Annotated in this window: 24 protein-coding genes; 17 read left to right on the top strand and 7 right to left on the bottom strand. The window is 40.3% G+C overall.

Annotated elements, in window-relative coordinates; genetic code table 11:
• The first annotated feature begins 299 nt into the window (after positions 1 to 299).
• The 9 genes from AC1DVK_RS04895 (at position 300) to AC1DVK_RS04855 (ending at position 7,892) form a co-directional block, all read left to right on the top strand.
• On the top strand, positions 300 to 1,325 hold the full coding sequence (locus AC1DVK_RS04895; RefSeq protein WP_410860796.1) for an ABC transporter ATP-binding protein: 1,026 nt from the start codon (positions 300 to 302) through the stop codon (positions 1,323 to 1,325).
• Positions 1,303 to 2,229, top strand: coding sequence for an ABC transporter ATP-binding protein (locus AC1DVK_RS04890; RefSeq protein ID WP_061462189.1), 927 nt, complete (start codon positions 1,303 to 1,305; stop codon positions 2,227 to 2,229). Before AC1DVK_RS04895 ends, AC1DVK_RS04890 begins: the two co-directional genes overlap by 23 nt.
• A gap of 15 nt (positions 2,230 to 2,244) precedes the next feature.
• Positions 2,245 to 3,210 (top strand): oligopeptide ABC transporter permease, encoded by a 966-nt coding sequence (opp4B, locus tag AC1DVK_RS04885; RefSeq protein ID WP_061462190.1) that lies wholly within the window; start codon positions 2,245 to 2,247, stop codon positions 3,208 to 3,210.
• Between the two features lie 22 nt (positions 3,211 to 3,232).
• On the top strand, positions 3,233 to 4,132 hold the full coding sequence (locus AC1DVK_RS04880) for an ABC transporter permease (protein ID WP_061466008.1): 900 nt from the start codon (positions 3,233 to 3,235) through the stop codon (positions 4,130 to 4,132).
• Positions 4,133 to 4,149: 17 nt separating this feature from the next.
• Positions 4,150 to 5,913, top strand: coding sequence for an oligopeptide ABC transporter substrate-binding protein (gene opp4A, locus AC1DVK_RS04875; RefSeq protein WP_477625970.1), 1,764 nt, complete (start codon positions 4,150 to 4,152; stop codon positions 5,911 to 5,913).
• Positions 5,914 to 6,062: 149 nt separating this feature from the next.
• Complete coding sequence (locus AC1DVK_RS04870) at positions 6,063 to 6,197, top strand: hypothetical protein (protein ID WP_286141056.1); 135 nt, start codon at positions 6,063 to 6,065, stop codon at positions 6,195 to 6,197.
• Positions 6,198 to 6,233: 36 nt separating this feature from the next.
• A complete protein-coding gene (locus AC1DVK_RS04865) occupies positions 6,234 to 6,371 on the top strand; it encodes a hypothetical protein (RefSeq protein ID WP_155727262.1) in 138 nt (45 codons plus the stop codon).
• A 90-nt stretch (positions 6,372 to 6,461) separates the two neighbouring features.
• Complete coding sequence (locus AC1DVK_RS04860; RefSeq protein WP_477625969.1) at positions 6,462 to 7,508, top strand: M42 family metallopeptidase; 1,047 nt, start codon at positions 6,462 to 6,464, stop codon at positions 7,506 to 7,508.
• A gap of 180 nt (positions 7,509 to 7,688) precedes the next feature.
• Positions 7,689 to 7,892 (top strand): hypothetical protein, encoded by a 204-nt coding sequence (locus tag AC1DVK_RS04855; protein WP_477625968.1) that lies wholly within the window; start codon positions 7,689 to 7,691, stop codon positions 7,890 to 7,892.
• Positions 7,893 to 7,899: 7 nt separating this feature from the next.
• On the opposite strand, the gene AC1DVK_RS04850 is transcribed toward AC1DVK_RS04855, so the two are convergent.
• On the bottom strand, positions 7,900 to 8,322 hold the full coding sequence (locus AC1DVK_RS04850; RefSeq protein WP_477625967.1) for a pyridoxamine 5'-phosphate oxidase family protein: 423 nt from the start codon (positions 8,320 to 8,322) through the stop codon (positions 7,900 to 7,902).
• A 184-nt stretch (positions 8,323 to 8,506) separates the two neighbouring features.
• Here AC1DVK_RS04850 and AC1DVK_RS04845 point away from each other — a divergent pair, with 184 nt between their 5' ends.
• Both AC1DVK_RS04845 and cphA read left to right on the top strand, forming a co-directional pair.
• Positions 8,507 to 9,319, top strand: coding sequence for a cyanophycinase (locus AC1DVK_RS04845; RefSeq protein WP_477625966.1), 813 nt, complete (start codon positions 8,507 to 8,509; stop codon positions 9,317 to 9,319).
• Positions 9,316 to 11,937, top strand: coding sequence for a cyanophycin synthetase (gene cphA / locus AC1DVK_RS04840; RefSeq protein ID WP_477625965.1), 2,622 nt, complete (start codon positions 9,316 to 9,318; stop codon positions 11,935 to 11,937). Before AC1DVK_RS04845 ends, cphA begins: the two co-directional genes overlap by 4 nt.
• A gap of 140 nt (positions 11,938 to 12,077) precedes the next feature.
• Here the strand turns inward: cphA and AC1DVK_RS04835 are convergent, their stop codons facing one another.
• The 3 genes from AC1DVK_RS04835 to AC1DVK_RS04825 all read right to left on the bottom strand — a co-directional run bounded on the left by AC1DVK_RS04835 (position 12,078) and on the right by AC1DVK_RS04825 (position 17,909).
• On the bottom strand, positions 12,078 to 16,337 hold the full coding sequence (locus AC1DVK_RS04835) for a S8 family serine peptidase (RefSeq protein WP_477626005.1): 4,260 nt from the start codon (positions 16,335 to 16,337) through the stop codon (positions 12,078 to 12,080).
• A gap of 465 nt (positions 16,338 to 16,802) precedes the next feature.
• On the bottom strand, positions 16,803 to 17,588 hold the full coding sequence (yidC, locus tag AC1DVK_RS04830; RefSeq protein ID WP_284471386.1) for a membrane protein insertase YidC: 786 nt from the start codon (positions 17,586 to 17,588) through the stop codon (positions 16,803 to 16,805).
• Positions 17,589 to 17,615: 27 nt separating this feature from the next.
• On the bottom strand, positions 17,616 to 17,909 hold the full coding sequence (locus tag AC1DVK_RS04825; RefSeq protein ID WP_089364146.1) for a hypothetical protein: 294 nt from the start codon (positions 17,907 to 17,909) through the stop codon (positions 17,616 to 17,618).
• A 198-nt stretch (positions 17,910 to 18,107) separates the two neighbouring features.
• Between AC1DVK_RS04825 and AC1DVK_RS04820 the strand changes: the two genes are divergently transcribed.
• Both AC1DVK_RS04820 and AC1DVK_RS04815 read left to right on the top strand, forming a co-directional pair.
• Positions 18,108 to 18,395 carry a hypothetical protein gene (locus AC1DVK_RS04820; protein ID WP_141133682.1) on the top strand — a complete coding sequence of 96 codons (288 nt, stop codon included), beginning with the start codon at positions 18,108 to 18,110 and terminating at the stop codon, positions 18,393 to 18,395.
• Positions 18,396 to 18,414: 19 nt separating this feature from the next.
• Positions 18,415 to 18,585, top strand: coding sequence for a hypothetical protein (locus tag AC1DVK_RS04815; protein WP_477625964.1), 171 nt, complete (start codon positions 18,415 to 18,417; stop codon positions 18,583 to 18,585).
• A gap of 52 nt (positions 18,586 to 18,637) precedes the next feature.
• On the opposite strand, the gene AC1DVK_RS04810 is transcribed toward AC1DVK_RS04815, so the two are convergent.
• On the bottom strand, positions 18,638 to 19,465 hold the full coding sequence (locus tag AC1DVK_RS04810) for a glycerophosphodiester phosphodiesterase (protein ID WP_089364143.1): 828 nt from the start codon (positions 19,463 to 19,465) through the stop codon (positions 18,638 to 18,640).
• Between the two features lie 218 nt (positions 19,466 to 19,683).
• Between AC1DVK_RS04810 and AC1DVK_RS04805 the strand changes: the two genes are divergently transcribed.
• Positions 19,684 to 21,000: an MFS transporter gene (locus AC1DVK_RS04805; RefSeq protein WP_176432002.1), complete on the top strand. Its 1,317-nt coding sequence runs from the start codon at positions 19,684 to 19,686 to the stop codon at positions 20,998 to 21,000.
• Between the two features lie 40 nt (positions 21,001 to 21,040).
• Here the strand turns inward: AC1DVK_RS04805 and AC1DVK_RS04800 are convergent, their stop codons facing one another.
• On the bottom strand, positions 21,041 to 21,457 hold the full coding sequence (locus AC1DVK_RS04800) for an organic hydroperoxide resistance protein (protein WP_089364142.1): 417 nt from the start codon (positions 21,455 to 21,457) through the stop codon (positions 21,041 to 21,043).
• A gap of 193 nt (positions 21,458 to 21,650) precedes the next feature.
• Here AC1DVK_RS04800 and AC1DVK_RS04795 point away from each other — a divergent pair, with 193 nt between their 5' ends.
• Genes AC1DVK_RS04795 through AC1DVK_RS04785 form a run of 3 tightly spaced genes read left to right on the top strand, consistent with a single transcriptional unit; the run spans position 21,651 to position 24,866 of the window.
• The gene (locus AC1DVK_RS04795) at positions 21,651 to 22,034 is read left to right on the top strand and encodes a GntR family transcriptional regulator (RefSeq protein ID WP_410860805.1); all 384 of its coding nucleotides are present in this window, start codon (positions 21,651 to 21,653) and stop codon (positions 22,032 to 22,034) included.
• Positions 22,031 to 22,930: an ABC transporter ATP-binding protein gene (locus AC1DVK_RS04790; RefSeq protein ID WP_410860807.1), complete on the top strand. Its 900-nt coding sequence runs from the start codon at positions 22,031 to 22,033 to the stop codon at positions 22,928 to 22,930. Before AC1DVK_RS04795 ends, AC1DVK_RS04790 begins: the two co-directional genes overlap by 4 nt.
• Positions 22,905 to 24,866: a DUF6449 domain-containing protein gene (locus AC1DVK_RS04785; RefSeq protein ID WP_477625963.1), complete on the top strand. Its 1,962-nt coding sequence runs from the start codon at positions 22,905 to 22,907 to the stop codon at positions 24,864 to 24,866. The genes AC1DVK_RS04790 and AC1DVK_RS04785 overlap by 26 nt, the downstream gene beginning before the upstream one ends.
• Before the next feature lie 129 nt (positions 24,867 to 24,995).
• On the opposite strand, the gene AC1DVK_RS04780 is transcribed toward AC1DVK_RS04785, so the two are convergent.
• Positions 24,996 to 25,199: a cold-shock protein gene (locus AC1DVK_RS04780; protein ID WP_061462203.1), complete on the bottom strand. Its 204-nt coding sequence runs from the start codon at positions 25,197 to 25,199 to the stop codon at positions 24,996 to 24,998.
• Positions 25,200 to 25,341 lie beyond the last annotated feature (142 nt).

Genomic DNA, 25,341 nt, shown 5'->3' with positions numbered 1-25,341 from the left:
GGTATGTAAATCGATATGCTCAATAAATAGATATAAACTTATCGATAGTTATTTAAAGATAATAATTTTTTTAATAATCGTTCTGCTCAAATAACCAGGCTTCATAACTTTACTGTATAACAGTCATAAAGAAAATGATTTTTTATTGCAGAAAAATATTCCTGTAGTTATAAAATATGAAAAAAATGTGATTATTTTGGATGAAAACTATTGTATAAATGTAAAAAATTGATTAAAATTTTAAATAATTATCAGAAGATTAGTTATTTTCTCGATAAAATAGTTTAGGGGGATCAAGGATGAAGAAAGCTATTTTGCAAATAGAGAACCTAACTACCTCATTTCGAATCCGTAACAAATATCATGCAGCGGTGGATGATGTTTCATTTACGGTGAATGAAAATGAAATTGTTGCAGTTGTTGGTGAATCAGGTTGTGGAAAGAGTGCATTGGCCTTATCTATCATGCAATTACATAATAAGCAGAGAACGAAATCCGAAGGAACCATAAATTATAAAGGCCAAAATCTACTAAAGTTGAATGATATGCAAATGAATAAAGTCCGTGGTAAGGAAATGGGCATGATATTCCAGGAACCTTTAACGGCTTTGAACCCGCTCATGACCATTGGAAAACAGATCGAGGAGAATCTTGATTACCATACTGAACTTTCCAGGGATGAAAAAAAGAACAGGACAATAGAGCTTTTGACACAAGTCGGAATTCCTTATCCTGAACGGACGTACAAGCAATATCCACATGAGCTCTCGGGTGGAATGCGGCAAAGGGCGATGATTTCGATTGCCATTGCTTGCAACCCTGCACTGGTCATTGCCGATGAACCCACGACGGCACTGGATGTTACGATTCAAGCGCAAATACTTGATTTGCTGAAAGATATCCAAAGCAGGACAAAAATGGGGATCATCTTAATTACACATGATCTGAGCGTCGTTGCAGAGGTCGCTGACAGAATCGTTGTCATGTATGCCGGACAGGTAGTGGAAACGGGATTTGTTAAAGAGATATTCAATAATCCGCTGCATCCATATACGAGGTCGTTATTAAATTCGATTCCTTCGGCTACAAATGAGAAAAACCGTTTGCACGTTATTGAGGGAATCGTCCCATCGATAGCGAAAATGGATAGGATAGGTTGCCGTTTCCAGGATAGAATCCCTTGGATACCAAAACATGCGCATGAAGAGGCGCCCCGACTTCACGATGTGGGCAACAATCATTTTGTACGATGTACCTGCTATAAGGAATTTTATTTTCAAGCTGAAGGAGATGCATCGACACATGACATTACTCAAAGTAGATAATTTAAAAGTGCATTTTCCAATAAGGGGCGGTTTTTTCCGAAGGGTGGTCGATCACGTAAAGGCTGTGGACGGTGTTTCCTTTGAACTGCAGCAAGGGGAGACATATGGTTTGGTAGGAGAATCCGGTAGCGGCAAGTCCACGACAGGCAAGGCAGTGGTTAAGCTGAATGATGTGACATCCGGACAAATCCTGTTTGAAGGCAGGGATTTAGCATCATTAAGTAGAAAAGAGATTAAACCATTTAGAAAAGATATCCAAATGATTTTCCAAGACCCGTATTCATCATTGAATCCCAAGAAGAGGGTGCTGGACATCATTGCCGAACCGCTGAGGAACTTCGAACGGTTATCACCAGCGGAGGAAAAGAAAATCGTCCAGGACTTCTTGGACAAAGTCGGGCTTAGTCCTGAATCGATTCACAAGTATCCTCATGAATTTTCAGGGGGCCAGCGCCAGCGGATTGGAATAGCCAGATCATTGACATTGAAGCCTAAGCTGATCATTGCTGATGAACCGGTATCAGCCCTGGATGTTTCCGTTCAGGCACAAGTTTTGAATTTCCTTCAGGATCTTCAACAGGAGTTCAATTTGACTTATTTATTTGTCGGGCATGATTTAGGCGTAATCCGGCATATGTGTGACCGGATGGGTGTTATGTACCGAGGTAGATTGGTAGAGGAAGGTAAAAGTGAGGAAATCTATGAAAATCCCCAACATATTTATACGAAACGCCTGATTGCCGCCATTCCGGATTTAGAGCCAGAAGTTCGTGAGGATAAAGTGCGGCTTAGAAAAAAACTCACTTCAGAATATGAGTCAACCTACTCGAAATATTTCGATGAGAATGGACGTGCTTACGATTTGAAGCCAATCTCGGCAACACATAGAGTCGCATTACAATAAGGAGGTGGAAAGAATATGTGGAAGTTTATCCTCAGACGTTTATTAGGTATGATCCCGCAGCTCTTTTTATTGAGTATCATCGTTTTCATGATGGCCAAAGCCATGCCGGGAGATGCCTTATCAGGCCAGGAAATCAACCCCAGGGCCAATCCAGCCGAGCTCGATAGGATCAGGGAAGAATTGGGTCTGAATGATCCTTGGTATCAACAATATTTAAGGTGGGCATCCAATGCTGTACAGGGGGATTTCGGTATTTCCTATACACATAAAACGCCCGTTATGGATGTTATCGAAGACAGGCTTTGGAACACGGTGTTCCTGGCGTTGGTCACTCTGATCTTTACATATATGCTTGCGATTCCATTAGGCATACTTAGCGGAAGGTATAACGATACGTGGGTGGATAAAACCGTTACGGGTTATAGTTATGCAGGGTTTGGCACACCGATATTCATCTTTGCGTTAATCATGTTATTCATTTTCGGATTCGCCTTGGATTGGTTCCCATCCGGCGGCAGTGTCGATTCAAAAGTGGATGAAGGCACATTCGCCTATGTTGTAAGTAAGATCAATCATTTGATATTACCAGCTTTAAGTACAGCATTAATTGCAACTACAAGTACGATCCAATATTTACGAAATGAAATCATCGATAATAAAATCAAGGATTTCGTCAGGACTGCGCGTTCAAAGGGAGTGCCTGAATCAAAAGTATATTCACGTCATATCCTTAGAAATTCCTTTTTACCGATAGCAGCATTCTTAGGTTATGAAATTACTGGATTGATCGGCGGCGCGGTCATAATCGAGACCATTTTCAGTTATCCGGGACTTGGGCAGCTTTTCCTTAGCTCAGTCAGTCTGCGGGATTTCAGTGTAGTGACGGCCATCGTCATGATGACGGGATTTGCCACTCTGCTTGGCACCCTTCTTTCGGACATCATACTTAGTGCGGTCGATCCGCGCATACGGATAGAATAGGGGCGGGGTGAGTCGTATGGAAATGAAAGTAGAAACCGGAAAGAACATACAAGTGAAAGATGTAAGCCCTTCAGGAATCAAAATCATCTGGCAGGAAATTAAAAAGGATAAACTTGCCATGGGCTCATTGATTATATTAGCAGCTATTTTGCTGTTTGTTTATGGTGCGGCTTTCTTCATGGATGCCAAGGAAATTGCCAAGGTCGATTTCCTCTCCATTTATCTGGAACCATCTTCAGACTATTGGCTCGGTACCGATTATGGTGGCCGGGATGTATTCGGACAATTGATCATCGGTACGAGAAACTCATTTACCATCAGTTTGTTCATTACCTTATTCACGGCAATCATCGGTTTATCATTAGGGCTTCTTGCTGGTTACTTTGGCGGCGCAACCGATAATGTGATCATGCGTGTTATAGATTTCGTGATTGCCCTACCTCAATTGATGTTCATCATCGTTGTAGTCACGATTGTACCAGTATTCAATGTGTATGTTTTCATATTGATCATGACGATGTTTTTATGGACAGGAAAGGCACGGCTAATTCGTTCAAAAGCTTTGTCAGAGCGTGAGCTGGACTATATCCACGCCTCACAAACACTCGGGACGCCACATTGGAAAATCATCTTGTTTCAGCTTCTGCCTAATGTCAGTTCACTGATTATCGTAAATTTCATTTTGAATCTTGCAGGCAATATTGGCCTAGAATCCAGTTTGACTTTCTTAGGATTCGGTCTTCCGGAGAGCACACCGAGTCTCGGGACGCTTATCAGTTATGCTCAAAATCCAGATGTTCTGGAAAACAAGTGGTGGATATGGGTACCCGCATCACTCATGATTTTAGTGTTGATGCTGAGTATAAATTTCGTTGGTCAAGCGTTAAAACGCGCCGCCGATGCAAGACAAAGAAGAGGATAAAAAGGGGAGTGTAGGATATGAAAATCAAAAGCTACAGTAAGGTATTAAGTGCATTGGCCATTTCGTCTCTACTGCTTGCTGCATGTTCGGATGATACGGAGAAGTCATCAACGAAAGAGAAAAAAGGAAAAGATGTCGAGCAGGTTGATACCTCTAAATTCCCGACAAAGACGACTAACCAAGGAGAGCCTATTGAAGGCGGTCATTTGACATATGGATTGGTATCCAATACCCCGTTTGAAGGGATATTAAACAAAGTTTTCTATCAAGGCGAACCCGATAACCAAGTTATCACATTCTTTGATGAAGATTTGTTGGATACAGACGAAAACTATGTTTTCACGAATGAAGGTGCCGCTTCCTATGAGATTTCAGACGATCATAAAACGGTTACACTTACGATTAAGGATAATGTAAATTGGCAAGATGGGAAACCGGTGACTGGTGCCGATTTAGAATATGCGTATCTCGTCATGGGAAGCAAAGATTACAAAGGTGTACGCTATGATGAACAGATGGCTTTAATTGAGGGGATGGAAGAGTATCATGAAGGGAAAGCCGATAGCATTTCAGGCATTAAAGTGGACGGAAAGAAAATCACTTTCACTTTCAAGAAAGGGAATCCATCCGTCACGACTGGTTTATGGACATATCCGCTTCATAAAGAATACTTAAAAGATGTACCAATTGCGAAGTTGGAATCTTCTGATAAAATCCGTAAAAACCCGATTGGTTTTGGACCATTTAAAGTGAAGAAGATCGTTCAAGGGGAAGCGGTTGAATTCGAAGCGAATAAGGATTACTGGCGCGGTGCTCCTAAATTGGACAGCGTGACATTGAAAGTCGTGAATCCGTCTGTTGTCGTTAAATCCCTTGAAAATGGTGACCTTGATGTAGCTGAGGTCCTGGCTGAGCATTATGAGCAGGCCAAGGAATTGGATAATGTCGAATTATTGGGCAAAGTTGAATTGGCTTATTCCTATATTGGTTTCAATTTCGGTTATTATGATAAGGAAAAAGAAGAAAATGTTATGGATGAGAATCCAAAATTCAAAGACAAGCGCCTTCGTCAGGCAATGGCCTATGCCATCAATAATGAAGAAGTTGGCGAAAAGATGTTCAAGGGCCTTCGCTTCCCTGCCAACTCGGTCATTACACCGAACTTTAAATATAACAATAAAGATGTAAAACCATATGAATATGATCCTGAAAAAGCGAAAAAACTTTTGGATGAAGCAGGATTTGTAGATACGAATAAGGATGGCATTCGTGAAGATGCGGATGGAAAAGAGTTCAAGATCAACTTTGCTTCCATGAGTGGATCCGATGTTTCTGAGCCTCTAGCAAGGTATTATATCCAACAATGGGAACAAGTGGGATTGGACGTTGAATTGCAGGATGGAAGGCTTCATGAGTTCAATTCATTCTATGACCTTTTGAAAAAGGATAATGACAAAGTTGATATTTACCAAGCTGCATGGGGAGTAGCTTCCGATCCGGATCCATCAGGCTTATGGTCTAGATCTGCAGAATTTAACTATACCCGCTGGGTGAATGATAAAAATGATGAGCTTCTTGCTAAAGGGATTTCAGAGGAAGCTTTCGATGATCAATATCGGATCGACACATATAATGAGTGGCAAGAATTGATCCATGAAGAGGTTCCAGTCATTCCGACATTATTCCGTTATCAATTGGCGGGAGTGAATGAACGCGTTACGGGATATGATTACCTAGCGGAGCGACAATATAAATGGTTCAATGTCGGTGTCACTAAATAAAAAATTGTATGAATCCAATCGGCTGCCTTTATGGGCGGCCGATTTTTTTGCGTTTCAAGGGTGTGGATTAAGGTTATATAGTAAGTAATTGGAAGGGTGGTATTTATGTTAGTGAGATATCCTAATGAACAAAGAGAGAGTTAGAAATATTGTTTACTGAATCGGTTGGCCGTTTACTGAAACCTCAGGAAATCATTGCAGACATTGTTGCCTTTCCTAGACGGAATGAGAATGACCTTCTTGGAATTTATGAAAGAAAATGTCCGACAAGCAAAGAAAGTTGAAGTAAGTTGAACTTTCATTATGGAGGAGGTTTTTTCATGAGAAACGAAGATATGAGCAGATATAAAGTATGGCGCGCTAAATGGAAAAGAAGAGTGAATATGGAGAATTTAGCGATATATGGAATTACCACATTAGTCATGGCCATCTTGCCTATTCTGGCCCACATGAGTTAAATCGATATAAGGACCGCCATTTGGCGGTCCTTTATATGTTAAAAGTTGGCATGAAAAGATATAATGAAAAAAAGGAAAGGAGAGATATTTATGAGCATTATCGAAGAAAAGAAAATCGTATCTTACATAAAAGAGTTAGTATCAATACCCAGTCCCTCCGGCTATACGGAGCAAGTCATTAAATATGCGGCCGAATTCATGGAACGGAGGCAGGTCCCTTACAAGATCACGAATAAAGGAGCATTACTTGCTTCATTAAAAGGAGAAGATGATGGCAAACATCGTTTGCTGACTGCCCATGTCGATACACTAGGGGCCATGGTAAAGGAAATTAAGTCAAATGGCCGCCTTAAATTGACGATGATCGGTGGTTTCCGATGGAATTCAGTGGAAGGGGAGTATTGTAAAATCCATACGGCTGATGGGGCAATTATCACCGGGACCATTTTAATCAATCAGACCTCTGTCCATGTATATAAAAATGCCGGGGATGCCAAGCGTGATGATGAGACAATTGAAGTCCGTATCGATGCAGTCGTGAAAACCAAGGCGGAAACGGAGGCCATTGGCATTTCAGTTGGAGATTTTGTCTCCTTTGAACCGAGAGTGGAAATGACAGATGCAGGCTTTTTGAAATCAAGGCATTTGGATGATAAAGCTAGCGTTGGCATCCTCCTTCATATCATTGACCTCATTTCCGCAGGAAAGGTAAAATTGGCATATACGACCCATTTCCTGATTTCCAACAATGAAGAAATCGGCTATGGCGGTAATTCCAATATCCCAGAGAAAACAGTCGAATATTTAGCCGTCGATATGGGTGCGATCGGTGATGGACAATCGACGGATGAATACAGCGTTTCCATTTGTGCTAAAGACTCCTCAGGCCCTTATCATTATAAATTGCGTCAGCATCTTGTCACACTTGCCCAAGGGAATGCTGTCGACTACCGTGTCGATATTTATCCGTATTATGGATCGGACGCTTCCGCTGCGATCCGGGCAGGGTATGATGTCGTGCATGGTCTAATCGGACCGGGGATTGATGCTTCCCATGCCTTCGAGAGAACACATATCTCCTCATTAAAGCATACAGCCAATCTGATTTTGCATTATATACAATCAGAGTTGGTGTAATCGTGAAAAAAGCCCGCACTCAAGTCATATGAGTGCGGGTTTTAAACTGGCTTTTATAGCGATAGTTTTATTTTATGTGAGTTTCGGTCATATACTCGTGAATTTCACGCATTTACTCGTGAATTTCACGCATTTACTCGTGAGTTTCGCGCATTTACTCGTGAATTTCGCCATTTACTCATGAATTTCGCGCATTTACTCGTGAATTTCGCGCATTTACTCGTGAATTTCACGCATTTAATCGTGAATTTCGCACATTTACTCGTGAATTTCACGCATTTAATCGTGAATTTCGCACATTTACTCGTGAATTTCACGCATTTACTCGTGAGTTTCGCACATTTACTCGTGAATTTCGCGCATTTACTCGTGAATGCCAAATAATAATTTTTTATAATGTTAACTCTTGTGGAGGTTGACCATTGTTGTTCATCAACCGGATGCTTTCAGGCTTAATTTGAAGGATTAAATAATTTGGATCGTTTGGACTGTCAAACCAATTTTCAAATGACTCATTCCATAATTTATCTTTTAATTCCTTTGAAGCGTTAATTTTCGAGGTACCTGAGATTTCTAAGTAAGAATCGCCTAATCCTTCATTTTCATAACCAATCAGGATATGAACATTTGGATTCTTTTCAATTTCATCAATTTTTTCCGTATTTGCATTCGTTGGCGTGTATAAAGTTAATTCTTCATTAAAAAATGTCATATAGCGTGAATGTGGTTTGTTATTTTCTACAGATGATAAAACTCCTATTTTATGATCACCGATGATGTTCAATACTTTTTCTTTTAATTGGTTTTGGCTCATCTTTGCACACTCCTTTTATTTTTTACTCTATTACTTTTCCTCTCTTTTCATTAAGTTAAACAAAATTCTGCTGTTTGCCATTTTTATGAATGAAGACTTAGACAAGTTGCCATACTAGTCATTATGTGTTCTGTATAGAGCAACTTAATGATTCTTAATCCATTTGTAAAGGTGAGTATGAGGAATGAATTGTGGTGAATTACTTATCATTGGCGGGGCAGAGGATAAGTGCCTTGAAGGTGAAGTATTAAATAAATTTGTCGAGCTTGCAAACCGTTCAGATGGCGGAATAGGAATATTGCCTACAGCGAGTGAAATTCCTGAGGAAGTGAGTACCGAGTATATCAAGATTTTCAGGGATTTAGGCGTGGACAGGGTGGAAGTGATCAAACTGGATTCAAGGCAGGATGCAGACGATCCGGAGATTTGTAAACAGCTGATATCCTTTTCTGCCATCTTCATTACTGGAGGAAACCAAAGCCGGTTATCTGAGCGGATTGGAAAATCACCATTCCATCATGCCCTTTCTAATGCCTGGCATAAAGGAATGGTGATAGCAGGGACAAGTGCTGGCGCCTCCATTTTAGGTAAGCATATGATCGTTGCTGCTGACACGATGCTGAATGATAATAAGTTAAAGGTAGAGATTGGGATAGGTTTCGGCTTCCTTGACGACCTGATAATTGACCAACATTTTTCCCAGCGTGGCCGCTTTGACCGTCTGTTAAGTGCGATAGCAGGGAATAAAGAAATTATGGGTATTGGCATTGATGAAAATACAGCAATTTTAGTTAAAGAAGGATATTTTGAAGTATTTGGCCAACATCAAGTATTAGTTCTTGATGGCAGCAACAGTGATTATATCAATATCACATCTTCCGATAATGGCAGTGAAGAGTTGACTCTCTCGGGATTTAATCTTCATGCACTTACCAGGGGATACCGCTTTGACCTGCTTACCAGGAAATTGTTGATGAAAAAGGGGATCCAACCATGATTATCAATCGAGTCCGTTATTTAAAAGGACCTAATTATTTTGCTTATACACCAACGATTTGCATTGAATTGGATATAGGGGAATTGGAAGAGAAACCATCTGATTCGATTCCTGGATTCAATGAAAAATTATTGAGGACGCTCCCGAACCTGGGAAGCCATACATGTTCAAAAGGGTATCGAGGCGGTTTTGCTGAAAGGCTTAGAAAAGGTACATGGATGGGACATATTTTAGAGCATATGACGATTGAGCTTCAAAACTTAGCTGGAATTGATGCCATTCGGGGTAAAACGGTAATGATGGAAAAGAAGGGTCATTATTATGTAACCTTCGACTATAAGGAGCCTCAGTCAGGCCTTCAAGCTTTTTTAGCAGCAAAAGATATCGTGGAAGCCATCCTTAATGGTGAAAACCATATAAATGTACAATTTTATGTAAAACAAATAGAGCAGCTATATTATAAAAATAAACTGGGGCCTAGTACAGAAGCCATTTTTAAGGCTGCGCAGGCAAAAGATATCCCTGTCGAGCGAATGGGTGATGAGAGTTTACTACGTATAGGAACCGGTTCAAGGCAAAAGTATGTCCAGGCGACAATTTCTAGCCAGACTTCGAATATTGCCGTGGAGAATTCATGTGATAAATCATTGACCAAATCTATATTAAAAGGGTGTGGCCTTTCTGTACCTGAAGGGGATATTGCCCATTCCATTGAAGAAATCTTTACCACAGCGGACAAGCTGGGTTTTCCACTGGTTATAAAACCGTATAATGGTAGACAGGGAGAGGGTGTCATCACCCATATTAAAAATAAGGATGAACTATTCAATGTAGTCAATTGTTTGGAGTCGCATGTGGAGAAGTACATTGTCGAACGACATATTGAAGGACATGATTACAGGATATTGATAGTAAATGGAGAATTAATAGCCGCTAGTTTAAGGCTTCCTCCCTATGTTATTGGAAATGGTAAGGAAACGATACGCAAGTTGATAGAAAAGGAAAATCGTAATGCATTGCGTGGAGAAGGTCATGAAAAACCGATGTCAAAAATCCCCCTTACACATACCGTGACGTGTTATTTGGAAAAATCGAACCGGACACTGGATACAATTCCGAATCAAGGAGAAGTGGTTCAAGTTGTCGGCAATGCAAATCTTTCGACTGGTGGAAAGGCAATAGATGTAACGGACCAGGTCCATCCAACCATTAAGAATATGGCACGTGCTGCCGCAAAAGCAATCGGTTTGGATATAGCCGGAATAGACTTGATCTGTGAGGATATCTCAAAATCAATCGAACATTCACAGACTGCGATAATCGAGGTGAACGCTGCACCGGGAATTCGAATGCATCACTATCCGAGTGAAGGGAAAAAAAGGGATGTAGGCAAAGCCATTATCGATTATTTATTTCCGACACGGGAAGAGGCGGCGATACCGATCATCGCGGTGACCGGAACAAATGGAAAAACGACAACGACCCGATTGGTTCATTATTTTCTTTCAAATGAAAATACGAAGGTAGGAATGACGAATTCCGATGGAGTATATATCGGCGATAAGGTATTGGATCAAGGTGACTGCAGTGGTCCGGTCAGTGCAAAAATGGTATTGGCACATCATGAAGTTGATGTAGCTGTATTAGAAACGGCACGGGGCGGGATTCTGCGTGAAGGTCTGGCATTTCGTCAGTGTGATGTTGGCATCATTACAAATGTTAGTGAGGATCACCTCGGCCGTGATGGAATTGAAACATTGGATGATCTCATAAAATTAAAGAGGCTGGTAGCCGAAATCGTTCAAAAAACAGGCTATTGTGTGCTGAATGCAGATGATCCGAATGTAGCTGCCATGGAAGCTTTTACAGATGGGGAAGTGATTTTTACTTCTACAGATGCCACCCAGCCTCAGGTGAAGGCCGCCATTAAGGGTGGATGTAAAGTTTGGTTTGTCAATGAACAAGGTATGATTTGCCATTCATCAGATGGTGTCATTTCTCAGTTTATGGATTGCTCGATGATTCCAATAACGATTTCCGGCAATGCACGTCATAATATCGCCAATTTACTTCAGGCGTTAGCCGCAGCCCAAACCCAAGGTATTTCCATGGAAGAACTAAGAAGGAAGGCTGTCACGTTTATGCCTGATACGAATTTGTCCAAAGGGCGTTTCAATTTAAAAAAGTTGAATGAGCGAACGATCATCATCGACTATGCCCATAATGAAGCAGGATTAAAGGCCATATTCGAAACGGTCAGTGCCTATAACAAAAATCGTCTTATCACTGTTTTGGCAGGACCGGGAGACCGTATTGATGAAGAGCTCATCAGACTATCCAAGGTGGCGGCAATGAATTCTGATCTGTTCATCATTAAAGAAGACGATGATTTGCGGGGAAGGGAGCCTCTCGAAGTAGCGAGGCTGCTAAAGGAAGCTGCGGTAGAAGCAGGGTTACATAAAGATCAGGCATTTATCGTTCTTAATGAATTGGACGCATTCGTAAAAGCTTGGGAAACATCACAACCTGGTGATCTATTATTGTTCTTCTACACCGATTTTGAATATGTAGAGCGGTTTTTCGAAAAAGTTGCAACAAATCCATTGCCAAAAAAATAAAAGAAAGTGCATTACGCAGGGCGAAATGCACTTTCTAATAATCTGAATCAAAATGATATCAAAAGCTAATTTTCAGTACCACGATAACATCGGAAAGCCATGCTTCCCATTTTCATGAATGGGAAGCATGGCCTTTGCACTTATTTATTAGCGTTAATCCATAGGATGCCAGTCGCCTTTTGTGTTGTGATATTTCCATGACCATCTGCAGCTTTTACTTCCACGACGGCACCAGGTGCCTTTACATTCGCTGTTGCAGTATAGTAGCCAACGTAATGTCCTGAAGATGTTTCTTTCATCGGCAATTCAGTTGCATTTGCGATGCTCCTTGCATTTGTCAAAGGCATCAGTATCGAGAAACTGGTTGTTAGTCCGGGTTCACTGTCAAATTCGATTTTGACCGATTCGCCACTTTTCAAGGTCTTATCCTCTTTCGGCAATAAATCAGTTATTTCCGGGGCGATATACTTTGCATCGATCGAGACGGATTTAGTGCTTTTATTGCCTGCCTTGTCCAGTGCGACTACCTTAATGTTATTGATACCTTCATTCAACATAAGTCGATAGGAGAAGGTGTTGTCTTTCACAGTAGCTTTCTGACCATTTACTTTGACATTATTAAGATTTTCATCCGAAATCGCACCTGTAACGATTACCGATTCACGGTTGGTTTTGGAACCGTCTACAGGTGCAGCAATCGCAAGTTCCGGTTTAGCCGTATCCAATATCACTTTTACAGATGGAGAGGCCTCAGTAGAACCTTGACTAGTTCGAGCTTTTGCTGTCAAAGTATTTTCACCATTCCCTAATGTGACTGGAACAGTGAAGGTTCCTGCTTCAGTTGAATCAGTACTTGCTACTTTCTCACCTTTGTTAAAAATATCTACCTTTGTTGTAGGTGCGGATATACCTTCAACTGTTACTTCTTTTTGATTCGAATACGCATTGTCTTTAGGAGAGGTAATTACAGGTTCCTTCACTTCGTAATTGACAGTGGCACGAATCATGTAGTTTCCTTCCTCAGTTGGTGATTGCGACCATGAACCACCGACACCCTGCCAGCTTCGTCCTGCATTAGGTCCATCTTCATCTGTACCTAATCCTGGAGCATTCGGATTGGCCTTTGATTGGGTATAAACAATAAAGAAATCACCCTCAACCATGATTCCATGCTCGCTCAGATCAACATGTGTCCATTGACCGTCACGCAACGCAGTCTTATTGAAAGGACCTGCGATTTTTTTACCTGGCGATCCGTCTGTTCCTGAAGCATCATATACAGAAACTTGGAATTCAGTCCCGCCCGGAACAGGCCATGTGGTATCCCAGAAGCGTAAGAGAGCGCCGGTTACATTTGCCGTTTTATTTCCCGAAGCTAGCGACATCTTTACTGCCCAGCTGTTTCCTGCCGCATTATAGGCACGGGCATTTTCTGCTGTTCCGTCGTCATACTTAATCTCATCTGGGTACCCGATGAACGGTTTCAGTTCAATATCTTTCGTGGAGTTATTACCGTCCGAAATCGTTACTGATGCTTCATTGCCGTAATAAGAAGGAGCCACGACTTTCAAGGTGTATTTACCTTCATAAGCAGTTAAGGAGTATTCACCCTTTGAATCTGTGGTTACCGGTTTAATGGCAGCATCTTCAAGAAGGTATACTGTAGCGCCAGAAACTGGTTCACCAGAAATTTTGTTGGTGATTGTACCGTTGATTGTACCTTTAGGAATTTCTTGAAGTATAAAGTTCGCAGTTGTTATGTCATCCTGTTCTACGTTGACTCTTGCTGTTTGCGATAGATACCCATAAGTTTCTGCTTGCAAAGTGTATGAACCTGATGCATGTGTTAGTTGGTAGGAACCATCTTGTGGGTTTGTATACACAGATCTACCTGTTTCTAAAACACTGACCTGAGCCTGCAATGGAAGAAGTAATGGAGCAGGCTGAGCTTTTTCAGGGTCACTCACTTTTTCTGCAATGGGCTTAATTTTATCAGGATCAACTTTCGGTTTGGCTGAAACGGAAGAGTCAGACTTGTTAATACCTAATCCTGTTTTAGCTTTTGCAGACGGTTGAAGGGCGGTATCAGCCAATTTAACATCATCAATATACCAGCCAGGTTTTTGGACTGAACCATCAGATGTTACATTAAAGGCAATATAGATTCGTTCTCCAGCATATTGGCTAAGGTTTACTTCTCCATCAATCCAACTATTTGATTTATCGTTAAAACGAGCTGCTTGAACCCAGTTCGTTCCATCCTTAGAGATAAATAAATGGGCGAAATCATAATTCTTTTCAAGTTCGTACCAATGTTTAAATTGTAAATAGCTTGTCCCTTCTGGAACATCGATTGGAGGCATTTGCAGACTCATGTTGGCACCATTGGAATAGTTTCCAGCAAGATTTGTTGCATAAACCTTTTGACCGGAAGATGCAGAACCTGGTCCGCTTGACGGAACGCCCCAATCCCAGTCATTATTCGTTCCAAATGAGCCCCATCCAGTTGGTTTCTCTTCGAAATCCTCTGTATAACCTAATCCAATTCCAGGCAAAAGATCGATGGTATAATCATCTGTAGCTGTCTCTGAACCACCGAAGTCTGTAGCGGTCCATTTATAAACGATGGTATCTTCCGTCAAGTCCGAACCCGGAATAGTAGCCTCAAACGTTCCCGATTTATGGTCACCGTCCGATTTTTGACCTTTGATTTCAGCCCAAGTTCCATCGGCTTTTTGATAGATAAGGGTAACGGAAGTGACACTTACATTATCAGACACTTCAGCCTGAAGCGATAGATTCATTTTTTTATACGACTTTTCTGGTGCTTGATGCGAAATGACAGCTGCTTCTGAGTCATCTCCAGACTTGGTTACTTTTCCTTCAATTTTCCCAAGTCCGCTTACAACTGACGAAACTGCATCAAATGCATTTACAAGGCCATAGCCATAGGCATGGTTGGGCGTTACTGGATAATTATTGTCTGTCAATGGAGTAGCAGTTGTTAGTAAAATTTCCTCAAGTTGGTCAACTGTTAAGCTGGCATTTGCTTGTCTTAATAGAGCAGCGACCGCTGAAATGTGAGGACCTGCCATAGATGTCCCGTTCCATCCGCCTTCATATGCACCGCCAGGAACGGCAGAACGAATGTTGACGCCTGGTGCAGAAATATCCGGTTTAATTTCTCCGTAGGGTGATGGTCCGCGTAAGGAAAAACTGCCGACCTTATTGTTTAGGTCGGTTGCTCCAGTGGCAAATGCCTCTGGATAGTTCGCTGGATTCGCTACTGAACCAGCACCGCCAGGATTTGATAATGTAGTGTTTCCTGCAGAAAATTCCGGGAATATCTCTGCAGCTTTCCAGGCTTGTACCATTGGACGGTACCACTCATCGAGACCTGCTCCGCCCCCCCAAGAGTTATTGACAACATCAGGTGCTTTCTCAGGATGGGGATTTCCAGAAGCATCTTTCGGAGCGATAACCCATTCTCCTGCCTCTAATAAATCTATGTCTGACCCGCCATCTTCAGAAAACGCTTTAACGGAAATGAATGTGGCACCTGGGGCAACCCCGATTTGATTTGCACCATTTGGTTCAGAACCTACCATTGTACCGATTGTATGTGTTCCATGACCCAAGTCATCATAGGGAGCGGCTTGTCCGCTAACTGCATCAAACCAATTATATTCATTGTTTGGCACGTCTGGATTGGCAGGATTATACCCGCGATACTTTGTTCTCAGTGCTGGATGGTTCCACTGAACTCCTGTATCGATAGAAGCGATAACCGTACCCGCACCATCAATGCCCATATTCCAGACAGCAGGTGCTCCGATTTTTTCGATATTCCATTCAATTCCTGCAGTACCGGCCCGTTTATTGCTGGCTTTTGAAGTTGCAGTTTTGCTTGCCGGCTGAATGAGCTGCCTCTTTTCATTTGGCATGATTCTTTCCACTTCGGGAAAGAGGGCGATTTGCTTCATGACATCTTTTGTAGCAGTAACAGCAATCGCATTAACAATATAAAAAGATTGAAAATCCTTTGCATTACCGGCTTTTTCTTGCTTTTTTAAGTAGTTCTTAATATTGACTTGTGTTTCAAGAGCAGTAGCACGAAGCTCAGAGACTACACTTGATCGTTTAAGTAACTTTGAATTATTTGCAGATAATTTTTGTGATTTTGCTATTTTTGCAGCTTTTGAGGATACGTCCTTGGTGTCCACTTGTTCTTTGAATTTAACGAGAAAGGTTACCTTTTCTTTTTTTTCAAACTGTTTAAGTACTTTAGAGGCAACTTTCTTTTGATTCTTTCCCGATAATTCATCTTTAGCGGAAGTATGAAGTTTATTAGATGCTGCTGTGATGGAGCTTGTCGGCAGAATGATCGATCCAATAAGCATGATCGTGAATAATAAACCTAACCATTTTCGTTTGTTTTGCAAGTTTTTTCCCCCTATTCCATTTTCAAAGAACAAAAAGCGACCAGCCTATACCCAATTTCTCCTCCTTTCTAAATAATTGGCCACTATGTAGAACCATGTTAATGATAACCAATAAACATATGAGAAAAATGTCATATTTTGGAATTAAAAATGCTATTTCGTGAAAATGAACACATTGTAGGAAGAGTGTGTATGGAAAAATAAGGGGAAATACCTCTGGTTTGAAAAGAGAACGGAAGGAATATAAAAAAAACATGCTATTCTACGGGTGTCAAAAGGACTCTTTTTTATTTCAAAAATAAAAATGGTAATAAAGGTTCAAAATGTCTTGTTTACAATTTGTTATATAGACGGCAATCTTTACTCGAGACATGTCAGTGAATGGAAAGTCCTTGAACGAAAAAAAAGCTAATCCAATTTGGATTAGCTTTTTTTCATAACCGTTTCATTCTTCGCAGGCACATTGGCATGATCTTTTTTATAAACTCGTTGCAGCACGATGGACTGAACAATCATGAATAAACCTCCGATTGACCAATACAGTGGCAATGCTGCAGGAGCGGAGAAAGAAATGAATAAAATCATCACTGGTGAGAGCAGGCTCATCACCTTCATTTGTTTCTGCTGTTCTTCCGGCATTTGTCTCATGGAAATGACTGATTGGAAATAATAGATGACACCAGCGATAATCGCCATGGCAATATTCGGCTGGCCAAGGCTGAACCAAAGGAAATTATGGGTCGCAATTTCATGGGAACCTTGAATCGCATAATAAAAGCCCATTAGAATCGGCATTTGGATTAAAAGCGGCAGACAGCCCATATTTAGCGGATTGACTCCGTGCTTTTGGTATAGCTGCATCATTTCCTGTTGCAGGGCCTTTTGTTTAACTGGATCCTTAGTCTCTTTAATTTTCTGTTGGATTGCTGCCATTTCTGGTTTCAGCCCATTCATCTTCGTTTTCATGCTGAGCTGTGTTTTATATTGCTTGGCAGTCAGTGGAAGCAAGACTAGACGGATGAGAAATGTCATCATAATGATACTTAAACCATAGTTACCATTAAATATATCAGCATTGAATTCAAGCATTTTTGTCATGGGGTTAACCAATGCTGTATGAAATGGGCCGCTCGTTGCTGCAGAGCATCCTGTCAAAAGGGTCGTAGCTAAAAATAGGACGGTAATTAGTAACATGCTTTTCTTCTTCAAAATAATTCCTCCTCGAATTGTAAGTGGTTAAACAACAATAAGGAGGCTTGGTTCATCTGAATCATCGAGTGAATCCTTTTGCTTTTGCCGGATAAATGTGAAAAAGCGCTGTGCACCCCGCCAGTCAAAAATGCTGCATGCTTGAACAGGGGATTTACCTTTATCTGAGTGAATCGAAGCTTGATGTTTATCATTCAAAAGCGATTGCTTTTTATTTAAGAAGTAAAACGCAGCCAGTGGAAAGACAAAGGTCAATAAGTAACCTGCCCATACCGCATGACGAACGGTCTGATAATCGAATTCTAATAATAATTCCCACATAGGAATCCCTCGTTTTTTCTAAGATAAAAAAATTTAGTTCAAGCTGGCCTCCACGTTGATTTAGGGGCCAGGAATGACTATCTTGATTTAATGAGTTTAAATCATTAAGAACACTATATCAAATTTTAGTGCATGAAAGCTAAAAAATATAGGGTTATTTTCAAAAAATACACAGGGAATATTTTCTGGAATATTAATTTGACATTAAACGTCTTGCAGAATCCAGATCGTGAATGTAATTCGAGCGAGATTGCACAAATGGACATTCGTCTACATATGGATAAAAGGAAGTTCAAATATGAGGTGAAGAAGTATAAACCGACCGATACAATCGACCAAAATAACGGTACCGAAAACTCCGTGGCAGGTAAAAGATGGAGACGAAGCCACCAGCGATGGGCCTATTATGGAACGGACGCGCATGAAATACCATCATTTCAATGTTTTAAAAAACCAATCCGTATGAGGGATTGGTTTTTTATTTAGGCTCTTTTCGTAAAGATTGTTGTTTTTAAAACGAAACTATTTAAGGTTGATTGGAGCGGAAGTGCGAGACTCCTGCGAGAGCAGCGGGACAGGTGAGACCCCACAGGCGTTTACGCCGAGGAGGCTCACCGCCCGCACCAAGGAAAGCGAGCATCTGGAGGGAAATCAACCACAACTCACTACCTGGTAAATAGCAACAAAGTATGTGAAAACAGCCTTTATTTTTTAATTCATTCAAAGTTTCAATCCAAAAAATAATCAGGAAAATCGGAGATGATACCATCTAACTTCATCTTTTTGAACATGTGTATTTGTTTTTTATTGTTGACGGTCCATGTATACACTTTCATCCCGTGCTCCTGGATGCGCATTTGCAGCTTAGGACTCATAATCGTTTGCTTTGGATTCAAAAATGATGCAAACTCTGCAATCTCTTTTAATTTTTGGTCATTAATTCGCCGTTTTATCAAAACGCCCACTTGTATGTCCGGCATTAGCTGATGAAACCTTTTCATGGATTCCAAATCGAACGAATGAACCATAACCCTATTATTCCCTGATGAATATTCTTGGATCTTTCCTAATTCTTCAGCAAGTTTCTTTTCAATGCCAGGATAAGAAGATGGATGTTTTATTTCGATTAAGATTCCAACTTCAGACCCGAAATTCTCCAATACCTCACTAAGTAAGGGGATCCTTTCGTTTTTATAACGAGCATGATACCAGCTCCCTGCATCCAATTCCTTTAATTCGGCCGCCGTGTAATCACGGAGGTTTCCTTTGCCGCTTGTGGTTCGATCCAGTGTGGGATCATGATGAACCACAATTACACCATCTTTACTAAGATGAATATCCACTTCCAGGAAATCAGCTCCCAATTCAATTGCTTTATTAAAAGATGCCATTGTATTCTCGGGGCAATATCCAGATGCACCGCGATGTCCTATCTTAAGGGGGGAATGCTGCATAATGAAGTTCCCAGGGAATTCACTCTTTGTTCTTTTAGAGTAGAGGACGAACAAAACAAGTACAAGTATGGTAACCGAGATAATAAGTAAAAATGCAATCACCGTTCACACTCCTTTTAGACACATTAATAATAAAAATCTTCGTTATCCTTTACCTTAACTTAAATAAAATAAAAGAAATTTGCAATTTGACAGCTTCATTTCATAATTTTATTTGTTAAATAGGAAAAAAACATATTTAACACAATCCAGACTTAAGAGGATTTATTGGAAAGGCATGGAATACTTATAATTTAAGTATCAATAAAGGGGGAAAGCTGATGGAATTGCAGGTGAAACCGAAGTCTAAAAAGTGGAAGGGGAATTTTGGTTTATTTTTTTCCCTGCCCATTATTTCATGGGCCTTATACGATTTTGCCAATACGATTTTTTCTTCTAATATCAATACGATTTTCTTTCCATTTTTCCTCCAGGAACAGATAGGGGAAAATGCTGTCCTAGATCAGATTGCCAGTACCTTCATCTCCTACGCAAATGCGATTGCCAGTTTGTTTCTTGTTTTGTTTTCCCCGCTGTTCGGGGTCATGATCGATAGAACGGGAAAAATGAAAAAATACATTATGATTTTCACACTCATTTCTGTTGCAAGTACATTTTTAATGGGGATTTTTGGAGGGATTTCATTCGATGGAAAGTTTCTTGGCATCCCAATTTCCTTAGCGATCGTCATTCTTTTATTTGTAATCGCTAAGTTTTTCTATCATTCAAGTCTTGTTTTCTATGATACGATGATGAGTGATCTAGGCACGAAAAAGCAATTGCCGCTTATATCAGGCTTTGGAGTGGCGGTAGGCTACCTTGGAACGTTAGTGGGATTGTCGATCTATCCATTCATAAGTAAAGGGAGTTCACATGAAGCCTTTATGCCTACGTCCATTTTATTTCTGGTTTTTTCGCTTCCCTTATTCTTTTTTTTAAAAGAGACCCCAAAACAGCAAAAAGCCAAACAACCTTTTTTATCCGGTTATAAGGAAATTAAATCAACATTCAAAGAGATGCAATCCTATCGATCCGTTTTTACATTCATGATTGCTTATTTCTTTTTAAACGATGCAATTGCGACCACTATTGGCATGATGGCCGTATATGCCAAGACTGTTGTCGGATTTTCTTCAAGCGGGTTCATTTTGCTTTACTTGGTATCGACAGTATCGAGTATTGCCGGATCGTTTCTGTTTGGATACATCACACAGTCGAAGGGATCGCGGATAGCTGTGACATATGTGGGAATTCTGCTCTTGGTCGCTTTATTTATTGCGGTCTTTGCCCAAACCGCTCTTTGGTTCTGGATTGCAGGAAGTATGTTCGGCATTTCGCTGGGGTCGATGTGGGTTACATCACGGACATATATAATTGAATTGACCCCGGATGAGAAGAGGGGCCAATTTTTTGGGCTATTTGCATTCTCTGGAAAAGTATCTTCAATAATCGGTCCGCTTTTATATGGAACGATTACGTTGGTTTTCCATGACCTCGGTACATTGGCGAGCCGGATGGCATTAGGGTCACTGATTATCATGGCGGTAATTGGTCTGGGCTTTCTTTTGAAAATGAAGGGTTTGGAAGAAGTGAAATAAGGAAAAGGGAATGGAGCAAGGCCCATTCCCTTCCTAATCTTTATACCAAAATCAAGGTGACATCAATGTTCCCACGAGTTGCTTTTGAATAGGGGCAGGTCATGTGGGCTTTTTTGACAAAGTCTTCGGCTTCTGCTCTGCTTAAGTCAGGAATTGAAACATCCAACCTTACAGCCAATTTAAAGCCACCGTCTTCCTCATCTTTACCGATCGTGACATTTGCCGTCACGGAAGTATCGACTTTTTGCTTTTCTTTTTGCAGAACAAGATTCAAGGCACTGTCAAAACACGCAGCATAACCGGCTGCAAATAATTGTTCAGGGTTTGTAGCTCTTTCACCGGAACCACCCAATTCCTTAGGTGACCTCACATCAAAATCCAGAATTCCATCCTCTGACTTAACATGTCCTTCACGACCGCCGTGTACGGTAACAGTAGCTGTATATAATGGTTTCAATAAAAACAACTCCTTTGTATATTCTTACTATCATTAGTTCCCGCCTTTAAGTCTTATTAAACAAAATAAAGGGGGTTTATAGGAGTGCATTGCTTGAATTTTGGTTATTAATTGGTTTTAAATTGGAAGAAATTGTTTTATAATGAACTGTATTAGAAGGTGTAATACACCCAATGTTCAAGGAGGGTTGATGATGTTTGAGTTGGATGTACAAAGCAGAAAGCCGATATATGAGCAATTGATGGATAAGTTTAAGGAACTAATGATCAATGAAGTTTTACAGGCACATAATCAGCTCCCATCCATTCGAATATTGGCTCAGGAATTGACCATCAATCCAAATACAATCCAAAAAGCATACAAGCAGCTTGAATTCGACGGGTATATTTATACTTTACCAGGAAAAGGGAATTTTGTGGCACCTCCTAAATCTTTGAAAAATTCATTTAATGAAGAAAAGATCAGAAATGAGCTTGCAAAGGTTCTCGCTGAAGCTCTGTATATCGGGATAGATAAACATGAAATTTATAGATTAGTAAAAGAAATCAGTCCATTGGCAAAGGGGGGAGATTCATGATTGAAATAAAACAGGTGAGTAAATTATATGAGGGAAAAGAAGCAATCAAGAACGTCACCTTGGTCATACAAAAAGGCTCCATTTTCGGGTTATTAGGTTCCAATGGAGCGGGGAAAACGACTCTATTAAAAATGCTTTCAGGCAATCTGATACAGGATTCCGGTGAAGTCTTTATTGATCGATCATTTGTGTTTGAAAACCGTGAAGTGAAAAATCGTTGTTTCTTCCTCCCTGATACGCCATATTTCCTGGCTAACTATACGATCATGCAAATGGCAGGTTTTTATAGCCATATTTATAGTGATTGGAATCAAGAACGTTTTTACCAATTACAGGAAGTTTTCTCGATGCCTTTCCAATATAAAATACATAAACTATCAAAGGGTATGCAGAGACAGGTTGCTTTTTGGCTAGCACTCTCGACGATGCCGGAAGTTCTCATCCTAGATGAACCGTTTGATGGGTTAGATCCGGTCATGCGTAAAATTGTGAGACAGTTGTTGATTCAGGATGTCTCGGAAAGGGATATGACGGTATTAATATCGTCTCATAATCTCCGGGAAATTGAAGATCTAGCTGACCATGTAGGGATATTGCATAAGGGAGAGCTTGTTATCCAAAAGGATCTGGACGACTTAAAAGCAGATGTACATAAAGTGCAAATTGCCTTTAAACATAAAATCCCCCATGGTTTATACCGTGGAATTCAAATTCTTAACAAGGAAAGGCGCGGCAGTGTGATCGTTTGCATTGTTAAAGGTGCAGAATCCGTGATTAAATCGCACTTTAATCAATTTCAGCCTGAAATATTCGATATTCTCCCCCTTACTCTAGAGGAGATATTCATTTATGAAATGGGGGATATAGGTTATGTCATCCAGAATAACCTGGTTTAATCAAGAATTGATTATCTATATTTTCAGAAGCACTGGCTGGATTGGCTTCCTATACTTCGTCGGCCTAATATTTGCACTGCCACTGGAAATGTTAACGATTATTTTGAATGAGAATAATGAATATGTTGAGTTCGAAAACCTTTTTTCCAGTCAGCAGATGATTCAATATGTCTTGGTCATCGTTATTCCAGTATTATTTGCCATCTTCCTCTTTCGGTTTTTACAGATGAAACAAGCTTCCGATTTTATTCATAGTTTACCGATTACTAGACGAAACATCTTTTTTCATATGATTGGGACGGGAATGGGCTTCATAGTTTTGCCTATTTTACTTACAGGCTCAATCTTGATATTATTCCACTCTGCAATAGACATAGAAAGGCTTTATACCATTCCGGATATTTGGTCCTGGATGGGGATTACATTTATTTTGGAAGCTTTGATCTTTTCTGTTGCCGTTTTAATTGGAATGGTGACGGGATTATCGGCCTTGCAAGGCTTGCTGACATATATTTTTCTAGCTTTGCCGGTGGGATTGTTTGTCTTGTTTGCAGCCAATGTGAAGTTTTTGATAGCAGGATTTTCTGCAGATTATTATCTTAGTGCCAATATGAATGCCATTTCACCCTTATTAGCTGCAACGGAGATGGAAAAAATCACTTTTTTCTCAGTTGATATATTAATCTACAGTATATTGACCCTTCTTTTTCTGCTTAGTTCTCTTTTTCTATATGAGAGGAGGAAGCTGGAGCATGTATCGCAGGCATTTGTTTTCCCTAAGATAAAGCCATTATTTAAATTCGGACTGACTCTATGCATGATGCTGCTGACAGGGCTTTATTTTAGCGGAACGACAGGCAAACCAGGCTGGATTTTCTTCGGATATATCGTTGGTTCTTTGCTTGGATATTATTTAGGGGAAATCGTCCTGCAAAAGACTTGGCGAATACGGCTCAACCTGAAAGGTTATACAGCATTCACAGTGTTTATTATTGTTCTGGCGCTTATTTTAAAAATAGACCCCATTCAATATATGTCCAAGATTCCTGATGAAAAGATGATTAACCAAATATATATTGGCGATGCTCCTTTATTTTTTGATGATGACACGTTGGATCATGCACCCACTTATCTTAAAGAGAAGGAAAATAAAGAAGCGATCAGGTTATTGCATCAGCAAATTATCGAAAAGGGAAAAAAAGTTTCAATTGGTGAATTGGATGATGGAAAATCCATATTTCTGATGTATGAACTCAAGAATGGAAGACGGTTAGCGAGGGAGTATCATTTGCAAAACTATGACTTATACCTTCCGCTTTTGGCGAAAATTTATGAATCGAGTGAATATAAAAAAACGGTTAATGAGTTATTGAATGTTTCCGCTGAAGACGTTTCTAAAATCAAGATAACGGCGAGCGGACAAGTGGAAAAATCAGTAACGATTACAGATGGTCAACAGCTGGACGAAGCAGTGCAGGCTTTGTCGGAGGACCTGAATAATCAGTCGTTCACCCAAATGACATCCTCATTTGGTGAATATGCTTCCATTGACATTCTTTTGAATAATAATAAAATCATTTATCTGAATTGGGACTCTTCTTATACTCAGTTTTCAAAATGGATGGAAAATTCCGGACAAGCGGAAGAAGCGCGGTTAATGGCTGATGATATCTCTTATATTCTGGTTGCAAAGACGGATCCGAAAATTTATAATTCGAATTCTGAAAGTAAGCTTGTACAACAGATTGAACAAAAGCCGAATCGCATGAAAATTAACACGTCTCCGGAAATCGATTTGGCCATTGATAATGCCCAAATCGATTGGGGCGGAGAGTATTCAGCTGCCTTTTATTATAAAGATAGCAGAGATGTGGATATCAAGAGTTTTTCTGGCGAACATGTTCCCGGCTTTATTTTAGATCATTTTAACGAATGAGTGACAAGGTGAACAAAGATATGCCGCCTGTACACTGTGAATGAAAGGAATAAAATATAAAAGGATGCCGCCCTACTACGGGCGGCATCCTTTTGCAATGCATAAGACTTATTTTTGTGTTACTTTACTTTAAAGTTTTACGACGTTTTTAGCCTGAGGTCCGCGGTTTCCTTCTTCGATCTCGAACTCAACCTCTTGACCTTCATCAAGGCTCTTGAAACCCTCTCCCTGAATGGCGGAAAAATGTACGAATACATCATCTTCATTTGGTACTTCGATAAATCCAAATCCTTTGTCGCTATTGAACCATTTTACCTTACCTGTTACTGTCATTCTATGAATCCTCCTAAAAAGTTAAAAAATATTAATGGTGATGATTTTACCTGGATGGGAAAATCAATTCACACATTATCAAGCATCCACATTCAAGTTAAAGTATCATACGAAGATGCTTGATAATGTGTGAAAGCCTAAA

Source organism: Peribacillus sp. P4_B1, from assembly GCF_056402395.1.
Note: the sequence above shows the minus strand (reverse complement) of the source record. Positions and strands in the feature narration are given on the sequence as shown.